The following is a 15481-nucleotide window of genomic DNA, read 5'->3' as shown; positions in this document are numbered from 1 at the left end:
GACGGAGTAACCAACCCGTACTTCTACGGAAGTACTTTTTGCCAGAGCAGGCGACGGAGTAACCAACCCGTACTTCTACGGAAGTACTTTTTGCCCTACCTACCTTGCTCAAAAAACTCCCCCAGCACCCGCGTCCCCGCCAAATAATCCCCAATAAAGCAACCAGGAAAATCTCATCATTCCCTACGCCCCAACATTCGTTGCCGTTTTTCCGCCGCCCGAAACGACTTCCGTTGTGCTTTATACGTCCGGGCCATAACGTGAACAAACGTACGTACCGTCTCGTCAAAGGTCGTTGCTTCCACCGCGTGCTCCGCGCCAAAGATCCGCGTCATAAAATCGGAGGTATCCTGTGGCGGTTTCAGGTAAATACCCTTAATGGCAATATCTCCGTCGCGGCGTTTGCCTTCTATGAACGCGCCAAGTTCCTCCAAATCGTAGATTCCAATGGTGGGCTGCCCATCCGTGAGAACAAACAAGGAACTGACGAAATTCATTTCGGGATGATTACGTGATAGTTCCTCCGTGAAGGTCTTCAGCTTTTCATGACTTTTATCAACGCCAGCACTAATATTCGTACCGCCTACCCCGCCGTAAATTACCCGGTGTGTATGCACTTCGGAGATGTTTCGTAATACACGGAACAGCACAGAACGGTTGGTAAATGACTGCCCGTCATTAAACCCAACAACCTCGTAAAAGTCCGAGCCAAAGAAGTGGATAGCATCGTAAGAGCGACGCCCTTCCAACCCCATGACCAGCAAAAAAACAACCTTAAACAGGTCCCGCATCAGTTCATGGGTCATGGAACGGGAATAATCGAGGCAAAAGGTATTGACCTGGGTAATGGGCGCAAAATTCCGCTTGCTCCGCAGGGTCTTCATTACATCTCCCCGCAACCATTTGTCTTGGTCTTGGACCGTCTCCGGATCAAATTCGATACCGTCGTGTCGATGGCGGTAAGGGTCAAATTCGATGGTACTCCCGATGGGTAATGCCGCCTGGAAAGCTTTTCGTACGTAGGCCATATAAGGGCGAACTTCTTCCTCAACCTTTAACATCTCGTCGAGCCAGAGCCCTTTCCTGAACTCGCTTTCTTCCGAGTTCAACAGGCCAAATTCACGCATCCGTTGTGTACGGTATTTCCCCCGGTTGTTCAGGGTGTTCCGGTGTTGTTGCCGGGCCTGGCGCCACCGGCGCGCAACTAGTGGGGAACGAAAGGCCGGTGCTTTCTCTAAAAAACGCTTTAAGCCCGACAAGGAAGGGACTCTCGCCAAGTGGACCAACCATTTTTCGAGTTTTTCCATTTCCTCCTCCTCGAGTTCCAGTCGCTGGTTGGATTGCTTCCAGGCAGCCAGGGTGATTGCCGGAGAAGGGAGATTCCAGGCCGGCAATATTCGTCCGTCTTCAGTGGCCTCCCAGCGAAAAACAGGTGCCGTCAGGTGATTGAGAATGCTGCCCAGGTAGGCTTCCCAACGGTGCAGCACCCTGGATTCATCAGGACGCAACTCCTTACTGGCAGCCATAAACTCCACGTCCTTCAGCTCGTACCAATTGGTTCTGTCCTCCGCTGCCAAAGGATGCCAGGTAAGGGCATAATCAGGCGCGGCCGCAGGTGCAGTGGAGGAAGATGGGAGCAGGCGACGCATAAAAGACAAGCTTCCGGCTAAAGACCGTACCCGGTCGGCCACACTTTTCCCCGTTCCGGGATAATAGATTTCCCGCAGGTAGCTGGGGAGCCGTTGATGCAAGCCTGAACCCGCCGCATCATCAAGCATTTCCTGTACGCCTACCCGAGAAATATCCGCCCGGCAGCATTCGTAGAAATCGGTCTCCGCAGCGGCCGATCTTTCTGACATATTATTGGCCAGGCCTGCCTCCAGCACCATCCGGTGTTGGTGCATGAAGGTCCGGACTTCCGGGTGCGCCTGCGCGAGCAGGCGATCGAACACGCTCTCGTCCCAGTGCTCTCCGTAAGGCCGACGGCAGAGCAGCAACAACAATTCCAGGCATTGTTCTGAAGGTAGCCGGTGGGAGAACGTCAGTGTTCCCGGCAACTGTCGGAAAAGCGGCCGCATTTCTGCGTGATCCCGACGGGCTGCCGCCAATAATGCCGTATAGGACCATATATATTGCCACAGGCCAACGAGTACCGCAGGGAGATCCTCTCCCTTGGCACCGTCAGCCACTCGCTGGAGATAGTTCCCCCATTTAAAGTTTTCCCGATAGCGGGTAAGTACTTCGATCTCCCGGCGCAGTACGTCAATACCAATACGATCGATCTCATCAATTGGCATGATGAACCCATACCATCCTTTACCCGCCTTAGTTTTTAATTTATACCCCGTTTCTCCCCGTTTAAAAGCCGCTTTATGCTCCCGGGCTATTTGTTCCTTCAGGTCATAAGCCATAAGTACAAACCACTGATCAATGTCTGGCATCTCGAGTATTGAGTTGCCACGGACAAGATGCTGTTCCTGGAGATCAGCCCATTTTTGTAGCTGGAGGGTGGTTAGGTTGTGCATTGGGAAAAGGTGTCAGGTTTTTGGTTGAGAAACCTTTATGGTGCCAAGTTACGGAACGCTAGATTAGTGCATGAGAGAATTAGAGAATGGCTACCGCTGTTACCACTCACCGCGCTTCGCTTGTTCGCCAGGGTGAGCAAGTGCAGCGACGCGAACGGTGCGTACGGCAGCCATTCTCCCATTCAACAATTCACCCATTCACTCCCCCACTGCACCTGCGTCCGCGCCTAAAAAAAGCCTGTCTCATACTACAACCCAACGGGTTTCCGTTTCAATTCCGCTTCCCCGCCCTTTCCATATTCAAATACTTGATAAACCCCAACTCATGCAATTGCGGAGCCTGCTTCTCCTGTGCTTATGCACCTCCTTTTTTACCGTTTTGCACGCCGAGACCCGGCACATCCACGTCATTCAGATGCTGGACAACAACAGCCCGACCTACCTGATCCGTGAAGGTGCGCGGAGCATTGACTACGGCGTACAGCGCGAAGTAGACCGGATGCAGAAGGCACTTGGCATCTCTGACGTCCATTACTACCACCTTAGTGGTCAGCACTTTAACAAGGAAGCGCTTGACTTCGTGGTAGATTATCAACTGGCCTACCAGGAACGCGACATTATTATATTCGTCTATACCGGCCACGGGTTCCGAGAATCTGGCAGCGCCACCCAGTTCCCGAAATTCTATTTCAATGGATACGATAGTGCGATGGATGGCGATGAACTTCGAGTCCGCCTACTGGAAAAGAACCCCAGTTTGCTGATCAATCTGGTTATCGCCTGCAATTCCGTTCAGACCGACCGACACCTGGCCCCCGGACAGCCGCAGGACACTGGTCCCACCGGAAGCCGCCTTGCCTCCGTCCCCGCACAAGAACGCCCCTACCATACTTTATTCAGCGACCAGCCGGGCTACACCAAAGTCATTGACCTGGTCAGTTCGGACCGGGAGTACGAGACTTTTCTAAGCAGGGATGGTGGCATCTTTTTCAGCGAGGTCCTCTACGCCCTGCAGGAAGTATTTGCCGATGAACGGCTAACGACCTGGCCCGGCATTTGCAGCTACATCACCGAACAAACGCTGCAACGCACTAATGAGAGAGGGTTGCGCCAAAAGCCCTACTGTGCCTACAATGTTTGGCGCTCCATCGATACGGAAACAATCACCATTACAGCCGTCGATTACCGCTCCGGGCCCATCAACTGCCGGGCAGCAGGGCGGCAACTCCGAAAAGAACAACGCGGGGATCTAAAGGACCTCCGCCGCAGGCACCGACAGGAGATGCACTACGTTCGGGACCGTACAGAACGGAAACTCGCCATCGCCCGCCAACGACAGGAGGTGGGTAAAATGAAGTATGTTCACTTACAGGCTTATCAACGGAAGGTGGAAGCCTGTAAGTAGTCAAATCGTCAGGGAGTCAGCGAGCCAAACAGTCAGACACCCCTACCGCACTAACCGTTTGACTCACTTACTCCGTGACTAGGTGACTCTTTGACTAGGTGCCCGCTTGACCCGTTGACTTTGTGACTCCCAACTACCTCCCGCCCCCGGCCAAATGCCCACCGCTCCCTAAACGAGCTAAACCTTAACCTTTAAAAGCAAGAATTGGTAGTATTTTTGTGGGACTTTAGCGATTACGTGTGGTACTACCTTCTCCCGGTGCTCCACGGTTCATTTAACCGGAAAGGAAATAAGGTTATAAACACCGAACGACCGACTAACAATAGCGGAGGGTTCAATTCGTTTTTTACAACGAAACGAGCCAGTCGATTTTATTCATTACGTAATCCCATGACCGGCCTTTTGCGGGTCGAAAAAAAATTGTTTATGAAGTACACCCGACTCCTTGGTCTTGGGTTCGTGCTTGCCCTGATCAGCGGCAACACCCTCTTTGCACAACAACTATCTCTTTTCACACAGTACCGGGAAAACGCTACGCTGATTAATCCGGCCGCTATGGAGAGTGACTTCCTTACTTCGGAAGGTGACTACAATTTGTCCTTCGGTGCCAACTATCGCCGCCAGTGGGCGGGGCAGGAAAACACCCCGGAGACACAATCTATTCGTTTTTCCTACATCGACAATGATCGCAGTGGCGCCACCTTTACTGCGGGCGGTTACCTGCTGAACGACCAGACCGGCCCAACGGGTTTCACTGGTATTTACGGCAGGGTCGGTACCGTGATCGGTAGCAACCCAGAGTATGCGGGCATCAGCGTAGCCCTTTCAGCTGGCTATGTAGGCTACCGTGTACGAAGTAGCGAGCTCATGGTCCGTGATATCGGAGATCCGATTACGGGTGTAGACCAAAGCCAGAGCCATCCCGACATTGGGCTGGGGATTTATGCCTACAATTATGTTGGTAACGATCACCTGCTCTACGGTGGCGTGTCTATCCCTCAAATGCTTGGCTTTGACCTTACTTTCCAGAATGACAATGGAGATTTCGACATTCAGCGTGTTCGCCACTACTACGGTATGGCCGGCTGGTACTGGTTTACTGGCGATGATAGCTGGCTGGAAGTCAGCAGCTGGGTGAAGTACGTTGAGGGAGCGCCTCTCAATGCTGATGTTACCGTTCGCTACCAGTTGCCAAGTGCGCCATACATGGGCATGGGCCTTAGCTCTGCCGGCAACTTTCACTTTGAAGCGGGGATTAACGTCGGTCAGTCTTATAATGCCGACACAAATTTCCGCATTGGCTATGGTTACGACTATTCCTTCAGCAGCTTCGGCCCCAGCGTTGGTGGCACCCACGAGCTGCAAATTGCCGTAGCGCTGGCGCGCTAATCAGAAGCCAGGAGCTAGCAACTAGTTCCCAGCTCCTAGCCTCCAGAAGCTCCTACATCATTCTCACATCCCACGTTCTATATTTTAAGCTCTTTACCCATGCGGTACTTATACCTTGTCTTAGGCTTACTTTGCGGTGCAACCGCTTTTGCCCAGACGTCCAACTCCACCACCTTTATTTTACCGAATACTGAAGCGGACTCAGGAACAAATATCTGTTTGCCCATTACGGCCATCAACTTTTCTTCGGGAGTTGAATTCAGTTTTGCCATTCAGTGGGAAAAACCGGAAGATGGTGGCGCGCTCACTTTCGACCGGGTAGTGATTCCATCACCGACTAATGTTCCGTTCCTCGGAATGGATGATTTCGATTTCAGTTTTGCGGGCGACGGCCTCATTACCGTAGAATGGGGGAACTACCTCAACGGTCAAAACTGTCGGGATGCTGCGGGAACCGTAACCCTTGATGACGGGGAGGTCCTGTTTGAAATTTGCTTCGATGTTTCCGGACCGGTAGCCTCCAACCACCCAGTAAGCTTTTTTAACAAGCCGAACACAAACCCTCCCGGGCAGCCAAGTAATGCCGTTCCCATTGTTTTCAACAAGCCGCCCCAATGTAATACTGGTAATGACGCCTTTCCCGGCTGGATAGATGGATCGGTCACTATTGGTGTAAAACCACTTATCCTGACCATCCCGGAAGTGTCTGGCAACTTCCAGCCAGGAGACACTTATTGTGTGGACGTAAACGTAGAGTCTGGCTTTGAAGACCTCAAAGGAATGCAGTTCGGTATTCAGTTTGACAGTACGGTGATTCGCGCTACCTCGACCACAATTAACCCGGAATTTGCCAGAATCAGCAACTTCAACTTCAACCTGTTCCGGGGTTCCAGCGTATACGCGGTATGGAATGCCTTTCCAGACATCCCTTACACCATTCCTGATGGAGGAACGCTCTTCACGGTTTGTTTTGAAATCGTTGGAGATTGCAGTGACTTAACGGACATCGTTCCAGGTGACGTTGTTACCAATCCGAATATGCGGTTCCGCCCAGCGGACGTTAACGGTGAAAATGTCACCCTCGCCAGTATTCCTTTCATTGGAGATGGTTTCCGCTTCATCATCGACGATTGTAACCCTACCGGTTTCGACGTAGTGGTCGATTGCCCTGATGTCGCGGTCAACTTCGGCGACACCGAAGTATGTGTCCAATTCAGGGCAGGTACGGACTTCGTCAACATGACGGACATTGATTACCTGATCAATTTTGACCCTTCTGTACTGGAGTTCGTCAACATCGATCAGCGTAATCCGGCTATGTTGATCGATGAAAATACCGATTTTGACTTTTTGCAGGCAGGAAACGGAGTTATTTCTTTTGACTGGGCGGCCAACGGTGCAAGCCGCGTAACACTGGCGGAAGGTGATGTCGTCTTCGCCGCGTGTTTCAACGCCATCGGCTTCGGTGGCACCAGCCCCGTTGTCGTTTCAGACTTCAGGAACCAGATCGAATCTACCGACGGATTCTTCGATGGTCTCAACCCTACCAACTGTGCCATCACCGTTCAGCAACCTGATGGTGTGGCCGTATCCTTCCCGGACGTTGGCTTTAGCAGCACAGAGGATATTTGCTTTGACGTTACGGTAGATGGTTTTACCGCCGTTACAGATTTCTCCATCTATGTTTTCCTGCCGTTGGGTGATTTTGACTTCCGTAGCTTTGTTCCCTCACTCCCCGGAATTGCTGCCACAGAATTGCCCGGTTCTGGCTTGGTCCAGCTCACCTACACCGGAAACGGTGATTCCATTACCATACCAGATGGCGGTTCCATTGGCTCCATGTGCTATCGGGCTACTGACGACGCGACCCCAGGAGACTGTGTCGAACTGGGCGTCGCAGCCTTTATCCCCTCTACGGTAGTTACTACTGGAAGCGGAGGCAACTCCGTCAACGTAGAAGCTCTGAATGGTGAAGCTTGTGTACTGTTCCCCAACGGGTTCGGCCTCATCGTAGGTGACGCTACCGGCTTCGTCAGCGATCAGGTCTGTGTTCCCGTCAGCGTTACCCGTTTCACCGATGTGGTACGGGTGGCCACTTCCTTCAACTTCTCTCCTTCAAGGTTGACCTACAGTTCGATAAATCTGACCGGAAGTAATTGGCCGGGCCTTACCGTCGCTGATTTTGATGACACCAACGCAGGCATCGGACGGATTGACCTCAATTGGTCTTCCGCCAGCCCAGGCGGCACCAATATTGCGGACCAGAACACCGTCCTGGTTTTCGAAATATGTTTCGATACCGGTGTCGAAGACGGTTGCCTGGAGGTGACTCCCACAGACGCCGCAGATCCTGCCACCACCACTGCTACCGGCCCCGGTAGTATTGTATACCGCACTGGCGAGATCTGCCTGGAAGACCGGCTGATCCTGCTCAGTATTTCTTCCGTTCCCGCCAGCTGCGACGATACAGACGACGGCATGATTATCTTCGAAACAGCCCCCCGGGCCGACAACACGGAGACCATTACTATACGGACAGACCAACCCATCCGATTTGGTAATAACGGCTCGGTGGGTGGCCTCTTACCTGGCATGGTCAACTACATCATTTATAACGAGGATGGACTAAGGATCGAAGGAGCCATTGAGGTTGGTGTAGACCCAGCCAACGCTGCCGTTGCCAATGCCGGCGACGACGGTATGCTTTCCTGTGGTGATAACCCTACCGCAGTAATCAGCGGCCGGAACAATACCGGTGAAACCTGGGAACTTTTCATCGTTCTACCGGACGGTGTAAGCACCCGACGGGTAAGCAATGGCGACATCAGCGGAGACGGTAACCTGGTTACCTCCGTTAATGACCCTGGTACTTACATTGCTGAGGTAACCAGTGCTGCTGGTTGTACCGCCAGGGATACGCTCATTATTGAGCCGGGTATGAATCCGATTGCCATGGCAGGAGACGACCTTGGCCTGGACTGTAACGGCACCGGCGCACTTCTTTCAGGCTTAGGCTCCAGCGAAGGCGGCAATGTTGCGTACCAATGGACACGAGTAGCGCTAGACGGTACTCCGCTTGATACCGTAGGTGACACTCGTGACATTACAGTCATGGAGCCAGGACGCTACGTCCTCGAAGTTACCTTCACTACCGTAATGTGTTCACAAGAAGACATGGTGCTCGTCCGGGACGAAAACAACCTCCCCAACAGTGTACTGCCTACTGAAGCCGCCCTGAATTGCGACGGCAGCCCGGTAATGCTAAGCATCGGCCCGGCAGAAGATGACGTGGTCTATACCTGGACAGAATCTGGCGATGCCACCGTACTCAGTGCTGGCCCAACCTACGCTACCGATGTTTTAGGAACCTTCGTGGTAGACATCACCAACAGCGTTACTGGCTGTAGCCGTTCTGACACCGTCATCGTCGTCCCCAGCCGCGGCGTACCTGAGATCTCCTTCCCAACGGAGCTGACGATCAACTGTGAACCTGACACGACCCAGCTGACGATTGCCTACGAGAATGTCGGTCCCGATACCCGTTACTCCTGGAGTTCGGCCGATGGCCGGGTGGTCATCACCGACCTGAGTGTGGCGGAGCCACGCGTTACCCGTCCTGGCACCTATAAGGTGATTGTTTCTAATGGTGTTTGCCGAGACAGTGCGACCGTTGTTGTAGGTGAAGGTCTTCTTCCAACCGTTGAAGCCGGGATGAATACAGTCCTTACTTGTGTGGACGACCTCCGGCTTACCGGCAGTGCAGAAAGTCTCCGGCCAGGAGCGGCACTTTCGCCAAAGTGGGTACTGAACGGTGCTGATGTCCCCATGGGCGCTGCGCTCTCTATCGTAGTGAGCCAACCAGGCACCTACTACCTTGAAGTAACCGACGATGGCACCGGATGTGTAGGCGTAGATTCCATAGTTGTTTCTGCTCCAACTGGCTTCCCGACCTATGAATTAGCCGATACCATACGCGGCCTTGGCTGTGCGCCAACTACGGTTGGCCTTCGAATTACCGGAGATGACGTTAGCACCTACGACGTCCGTTGGCTCAACCCCAGCAACGAAGAAATCGGTACCATGACCAGTGTCCGTACCGGTGTTCCCGGAATGCACATGGTCAGCATTACCAACCCGGCTACAGGTTGTACGGCCGTTGATTCCGTGCTCGTAATTGACGATGCCGCAACGCCACCTTTGGTCACCTTCCGCCAGAATTCGCTTGACATCTCCTGTGAGGGTGGTCCCGCCATCGTTGATGCGGCTGGCTCTTCCCGCGGCAACGAGTTTTCCTACGTCTGGTCGGTAGTTATGGACGGAGAAGAACCAAGCTCGCAAGGCAACGATACTTTGATCGTTCGTACCGCCGGTGTTTACCGACTGACCATTACCAACCAGGCAAATGGTTGTATCAATTCCCGTGACGTGACCGTCACCGATTCCAGAGTATTCCCACGAGTTGAAGCCGTTGAAGGCATGACCCTGGATTGTGAGAACCGCTCCACAGTGATTGGCATAAACATTCTTGACCAGCCCAATGATTATGATATTCAGTGGTCAGGACCGCCTCCTAGCATCCCCGCCCTTCCGATGGATACAAACCGTATTACGGTTACCAAAGGCGGTACTTACAACGCCGTTATCATCAACCCAACGACAAGTTGTGTCGAAACCGTAGTGATTCGCGTGGAAGACCTCATCGACAGCATTGCAACGCTGGCCATCATGACGCCCGACAGCTTCGATTGTAATAACTCAACCATTACCATTGATGCCTCTGACACGGAGCTCAACAATGCTTCGGCAGAAGACATCGTATGGACCAGCTTCGATGGCAATAACATTACCCCACCAACCGGCTCCCTCATCGTTTCTGTTGATGGGCCCGGTGATTACGAGTTGTCCGTTACGGATGCTTCAGGTTGTGTTGTCCGGGATACCGTTACGGTTGAGGCTGCTACAGACACCCCGTTTGCCCAGGCTGGTGACCCCATTGAAATAGAATGTGGAGAGATGCCACAGCTAGATGGAACGAGTAGTACACCTGGTCCTCTGCCTGGAATCCTGTACGACTGGAGTGCGACGGATGGCGGCGAGGTCGTAAGCGGAGAGAACACCCCCCGCCCATTCGTTAGCGGTCCTGGTACATACCAACTGATCGTCACCAACCTTGCTAACGGTTGTTCTGATACTTCCTCCACAACCGTAATGCTGAACGAGCAGGTTTCGGCCATGCTACCGGCCGATTTCACAGCCTGTGGACCTCCCATTCTGGTAGAAGGCAATCTTCCTCCGGGAACCAGTGGCGAATGGACGGCCTTCAACGATGAAGGCTCTGTATGGACCGCTGAAGAAAGCACCGCCACCATTACGGAGATCGGAGATGGCTTGTCTCTTGTCTGGACCCTCTCTTCCGGATTAGGCTGCGAAAATTACAGTGCCGACACCGTCCGCGTCGGACCGGAAGAAACACCGGTTGCCAATGACGACTTGCTGGAAATTGTCGGTAACGACAATATTGGTTCGGTCAACCTGCTGGCCAACGATCAGCGTACTGGTCCGGTAACGGTCAACCTGCTGACGGAACCAGAATTCGGAACGATCATTATTAACCTTAATGGGGATGTCACCTTCGAAGCTGCACTTGGCACGGAGGGCATCACCACCGTTGACTACGAAGTTTGTAGTGTTACTTGTCCTGATCTTTGTAGTCAGGCAACCCTCACTATTCGGGCCGACCCAAGTGGTGTTACCCCCGAAGTCTATAATGCCATCAGCCCGAACGGTGACGGTATGAACGACCGGTTCATCTTCACTTTACTTGAGCTTCGGCCAGACGAGTTCCCCGACAATGAGATCATCATATTCAACCGTTGGGGCGACATCATCTACGAGGCCAAGCCATACAACAATGACTGGGAAGGTGTAAGTAACTCAGGCACGATGGTTCCTGAAGGCACTTATTACTATATCCTGCGCCTAAACGTGGGCGAAGGAGACATCATCCGGGGAGACGTTACCGTTGTACGGTAACCCCTGTATGAAAATAACCTCCAGTTACAGTCCGGCAGCCTTGATAGGTTGCCGGACTTTTTTTGGGCGGGGACGCGGGTGCAAGGGGCGGAATTCCAGGAGCAGTGTTAGGCCCACCCCGTACTTCTACGGAAGTACAATTGCTGGAATGCAACGCATATACTTCTACGCCTCTACATCCACCAGAAGGCCAAAACGTACTTCTACGTATGTACAAGCCCATTTGTTAACGAACTAAACCCTCCCTCCGGGGCGTTTTCACTCTAACTACACAAAAACCTATCAATGAGAATTATACTGATACTCACTTTTTTCTGCCTTACCTCTCCCCTATTGACCGCCCAATTAGTTGGAGATAAAGAGAACGGACTGGCCAGCTACTACAGTAACCAGTACCAGGGCGCAGAGACGGCCTACGGGGTGATCTACGACAAAAATGAACTTGTTGCCGCCCACCGGGTATTCCCGCAAAATAGCGTGGTAAAGGTGGAGAACATGGAAAACGGAAAAACCGTTAACGTTCGCATCATCGACAAAGGTCCCTTCATTCCTGGCCGGCTCATTGAACTTAGCGAACGTGCTGCTGCCAACCTCGGAATGATAGGAAAATCAACCGTTCAGGTCGAACTAACTTTGCTTTCAACGCCGGATCAGCCAGCTCGGGCCGTCACGACCACCAGCACTGCTGAAGAGGAAGCTCGGGAAAAAGCCCTGGAAGTAGCCAATAATCCCATAGTGAACGAACCGGCCCCTACGCCGGCCGAGCGTCAGCCGGTTATTACTGAACCTCGCCCTGCACCTGCGGCCGCGCCTGCTCCTGTTAAGGAAGCTCCTAAGGCTACCTCCCCTCCTGTAGCACAGTCTTCCCCTACGCCGACGGTAACCACCAGCGCTTCTCAAGTAAAGGCTTTACCCGTAAGCAGCGAACAACTCGTTCGGACGGCTACCTTCGCTCCCGGCACCTACAAAATCGCCCTGCTTAAGCCCACTGGTGGTAAATATGGCGTTCAGGTGGGAAGCTTCAAAGACCTGGAAGGCGCAATGGATAAAGTGACCGAGTTACAGAGCAAATGGTTCGACAATATCCTGATTGAACGATTGAGTACCGGCCCAGGCTCCGTCTACAAAGTTATTCTTGGTCCATTCGAGACGGAAAAGAGCGCACAACGGTACTCCTCAGACCTGAAGACGAGGTATAAGATTCCGGGCTTTATGGTAACGATTAAGTAGTGGGTAGTACTACGGACTATTTACTAACAACCTTCCCATTGGCATATACCAGCTGCCTGGGCTTCATATCAAGTCCTACGACCTCAAAGTAAGTTGGCCCGTCGGCAAAACGGACTTCAGCCTCCTTTCCTTTTGGCAGAAGATTCGTGAAGCAAACTTCAAAGAGTTTATGGCCGGCAGGCCTGGTCACTCCTTCCATACCGGCACTCGTATCAGACCAGAGGGTGGAGAGATAGCCCCGATCAGCAAACCGGGTTCCAAAATTAGAGGAACCGTAGCCAGGAAGGGTCATCCCCCGGAAGGATTGGAACTTCAGCGCGGCGCTGTCGTAGCGCATGGTGAACTGGAAGCCGAGGAGGTTGGTCATTCCGGTGGCCTCCACTGGCAGGCAAACAGTACCTCCGGAAGCTACTTTTGCCTCTCCCATCCTGAGTTTAAGCGAGGGAGGAGCTTTTTCTTTTTCACCATCTTCCTGCCGCAATGGAAGTTTATTGTTGATGGAACCTACCACAATACCGTCACTTCCTGTTTTCGACGCAGGTTGATTACAACTCCAAACGACCAGGAGGCAAGCGGCAATAATCATCAATTTGAGCATATTCCGGCAAATATTCAGGTGCAGGTGGGTAGACTTGTTCATGGTACTAACTTTGATCAGGGGACAAACTTCGCTGAATTATCCTACTTTTAGGCGTATTAATCGAAAAAACATAAACAGACAAACCAACCAACCCATGAAACAGCTGATTTTGCCCCTGATGGTAGTGGCTTTTGCCGCCGTCTCGTGCGTGCCGCGCACTCAATACTCCGCGCTCGAAACTGAGCGCAACTACTACCGTAACCAGTCGACACTGGCAGACAGCCTGGCAGACCAACGCGCCATAAGTTCATACGACGAGGTTGACCTCAACGGGAATGAGCTTGTCCAGCGCATCCGCCAGGTGGAATCACTTACGGCGACCAACATGGCCCTGAACCAAAGCTACCAGTCTCTTCAGGAGCGATATGAGGATCTACTGGGACAAAGCCAGGAGATGCTGAGCAACACGGGCAATGAAGTGAGCGGGTTACAACAAAGCCTGGCCGAACGTACCACGTTGGTCTCAGAAAGAGAGGCTGAGCTTCGCCAGCTTGAGATCGACCTGCAGGCCCGGGAGGCGGCCATTGCGCGAATAGAAGGTGACTATGCCCCCGCAGGGGGCGGAGCTCCTCAGTCTTATGGTACAAACCCGGCGGCTCCGGAGGCTTATGGAACCACAGCCATCCGTGGACTATCTGATGCTCAGAATGCCGCGATTCGGGTCAATGAAATACAGAATTCCTTGAGCCAAATACTCGCCGCTTACCCGACAACCTCTTATTCGCTGACCAACGATGCTCCGGATAATCTACGGGTAACCCTGGCCGAATCGATGCTGTCCGCTGATGGATTTACCGTCAGTCCCAATGGCCAAAATCTACTCCGTAGTATTGCTGCCGTTCTTCGCAGCCAATCTTCGGCGGAGGTGCTGGTGATCGGTCATACCGACAGTAGCAACCCAAACGCGCTTCGTGCCTATGAAGACAGCTCGGACAAAGCGATCAACATTGCGCAACAATTGATCAATTTTGGCATGTCTCCCCGCAAGATCACCGTTGGAGGTAAAGGCTTTTACGACCCGGTAACTAACGGCATTACCCAGCGCGACCTTGCTTCTAATCGGCGAACGGAAATTTTGATCTCGGTGGAAGAGTAGGGTCGCTACGCTCCCGTTGCAAAGGTTGCAAAGGTTGCAGGGGTTCCAGTTGTTGCAGCTGTTGCAGGAAGCAACGCTATTTCCTTCGTCACCTACGAAGCCCCCCCTGCAACGTGAGCGAAGCGAACTACTGCAACACGAGCGAAGCGAGTCCGGCACCTCCTTGCAACCTGCAACCTGCAACCTGCAACCTGAGCAAAGCGAACCTGAAACCTGAACCAAGAACCACCAGCAATGAAATCCCCCTACCTCCTTTTACCGCTACTTTTCTTCACCCTATTTTCCATCACCAGTTGTGACCCGAGCGCACTGCTTGGCCCCCAAGCGGGCAATGCGGACAAATACGACCTTCGGGTGAGCTATCACCGGGGAAGCTGTTACGGGCGCTGTGAGGTTTATACGCTGGACCTTTATGACAACGGTCTGCTGTTGTTCCAGGGGGAACGCTTCACGGAACGGCCGGGGACCTGGCAAAAGAACATCGACCGGAGGCGTATCGTAGCCTTACTCGACAGTTTTCAACGGGCCGACTTCCAAAATTACCCCAGAAGTTTCCGGGGAGAGATCCCGGATGCCACTACCGTAAGTTTCACTTATTATGATGCGGAAGGGAATGCTTTTCAGACGTCCTTCAAGGATGTTGCCCCCAAAGAACTGCAGGACCTGGATCAGGCCATGATAAAATTATCACAACTATCAGGCTACCGTCAGGTCTCTGAAACCATTACCGACAAGACTGCGGTGCCGGTGGGTAACCGGGAGCGGGAAGAGATCATCGTTCAACTAAAAGACGGAGTAGTTGCCGAAACCTGGGTCATTGCCTACGGCAAGCAAAACGTAAAAATAAAGAACAGGATATCTCCCAACAGCCCCTACTATGTGGTCACAGCAGACCCTAACATTATGGGCGGCGACGAATTACTGGAATTTCTGCGCAAGGATGAATCGGTAGTTTCGGCGCAACTCAACAAGCAAGTATCACCAAGATAGGCTCGGATTAATTCTGACCAGGTCTCCTCCACCGTTCTTTGCACCTGTCCCGATAGCTATCGGGGCGCCTCATGTTGTGCCATTGATCAGTCTATCGATTGCAGTTGCTCTACCTAGGTAGTGACTTAACAACCCGTTGACATTGAGCTGAACACAAGCCAATTTCAGGTGTA

At 52.7% G+C, this 15481-nt stretch carries 8 protein-coding genes; 6 read left to right on the top strand and 2 right to left on the bottom strand.

Annotated elements, in window-relative coordinates:
• Positions 1-176 precede the first annotated feature (176 nt).
• Positions 177-2525, bottom strand: a complete 2349-nt coding sequence (locus tag B036_RS0107665; protein WP_020568112.1) for a vWA domain-containing protein — start codon at positions 2523-2525, stop codon at positions 177-179.
• 325 nt (positions 2526-2850) lie between these two features.
• Between B036_RS0107665 and B036_RS0107660 the strand changes: the two genes are divergently transcribed.
• The 4 genes from B036_RS0107660 (at position 2851) to B036_RS0107640 (ending at position 12582) form a co-directional block, all read left to right on the top strand.
• A complete protein-coding gene (locus tag B036_RS0107660; protein WP_020568111.1) occupies positions 2851-3930 on the top strand; it encodes a hypothetical protein in 1080 nt (359 codons plus the stop codon).
• Positions 3931-4356: 426 nt separating this feature from the next.
• Entirely contained in the window at positions 4357-5319 is a 963-nt protein-coding gene (locus B036_RS0107655; RefSeq protein ID WP_157472075.1) for a PorP/SprF family type IX secretion system membrane protein, read from the top strand.
• A gap of 99 nt (positions 5320-5418) precedes the next feature.
• Positions 5419-11352 carry a T9SS type B sorting domain-containing protein gene (locus B036_RS0107645; protein WP_020568109.1) on the top strand — a complete coding sequence of 1978 codons (5934 nt, stop codon included), beginning with the start codon at positions 5419-5421 and terminating at the stop codon, positions 11350-11352.
• Between the two features lie 285 nt (positions 11353-11637).
• Positions 11638-12582 carry a septal ring lytic transglycosylase RlpA family protein gene (locus B036_RS0107640; protein WP_026231782.1) on the top strand — a complete coding sequence of 315 codons (945 nt, stop codon included), beginning with the start codon at positions 11638-11640 and terminating at the stop codon, positions 12580-12582.
• A 16-nt stretch (positions 12583-12598) separates the two neighbouring features.
• Here B036_RS0107640 and B036_RS0107635 read toward each other — a convergent pair whose 3' ends face one another.
• Entirely contained in the window at positions 12599-13222 is a 624-nt protein-coding gene (locus B036_RS0107635; RefSeq protein ID WP_020568107.1) for a hypothetical protein, read from the bottom strand.
• Between the two features lie 94 nt (positions 13223-13316).
• Between B036_RS0107635 and B036_RS0107630 the strand changes: the two genes are divergently transcribed.
• Together B036_RS0107630 and B036_RS0107625 are read left to right on the top strand one after the other, a co-directional pair.
• Positions 13317-14318, top strand: a complete 1002-nt coding sequence (locus tag B036_RS0107630) for an OmpA/MotB family protein (protein WP_020568106.1) — start codon at positions 13317-13319, stop codon at positions 14316-14318.
• Between the two features lie 234 nt (positions 14319-14552).
• Positions 14553-15308 (top strand): DUF6438 domain-containing protein, encoded by a 756-nt coding sequence (locus B036_RS0107625; protein ID WP_020568105.1) that lies wholly within the window; start codon positions 14553-14555, stop codon positions 15306-15308.
• Positions 15309-15481 lie beyond the last annotated feature (173 nt).

The sequence above is a fragment of the Neolewinella persica DSM 23188 genome, from assembly GCF_000373105.1.
In the GTDB taxonomy this organism is placed as follows: domain Bacteria; phylum Bacteroidota; class Bacteroidia; order Chitinophagales; family Saprospiraceae; genus Neolewinella; species Neolewinella persica.
This window is presented reverse-complemented; position numbering and strand designations above follow the sequence as displayed.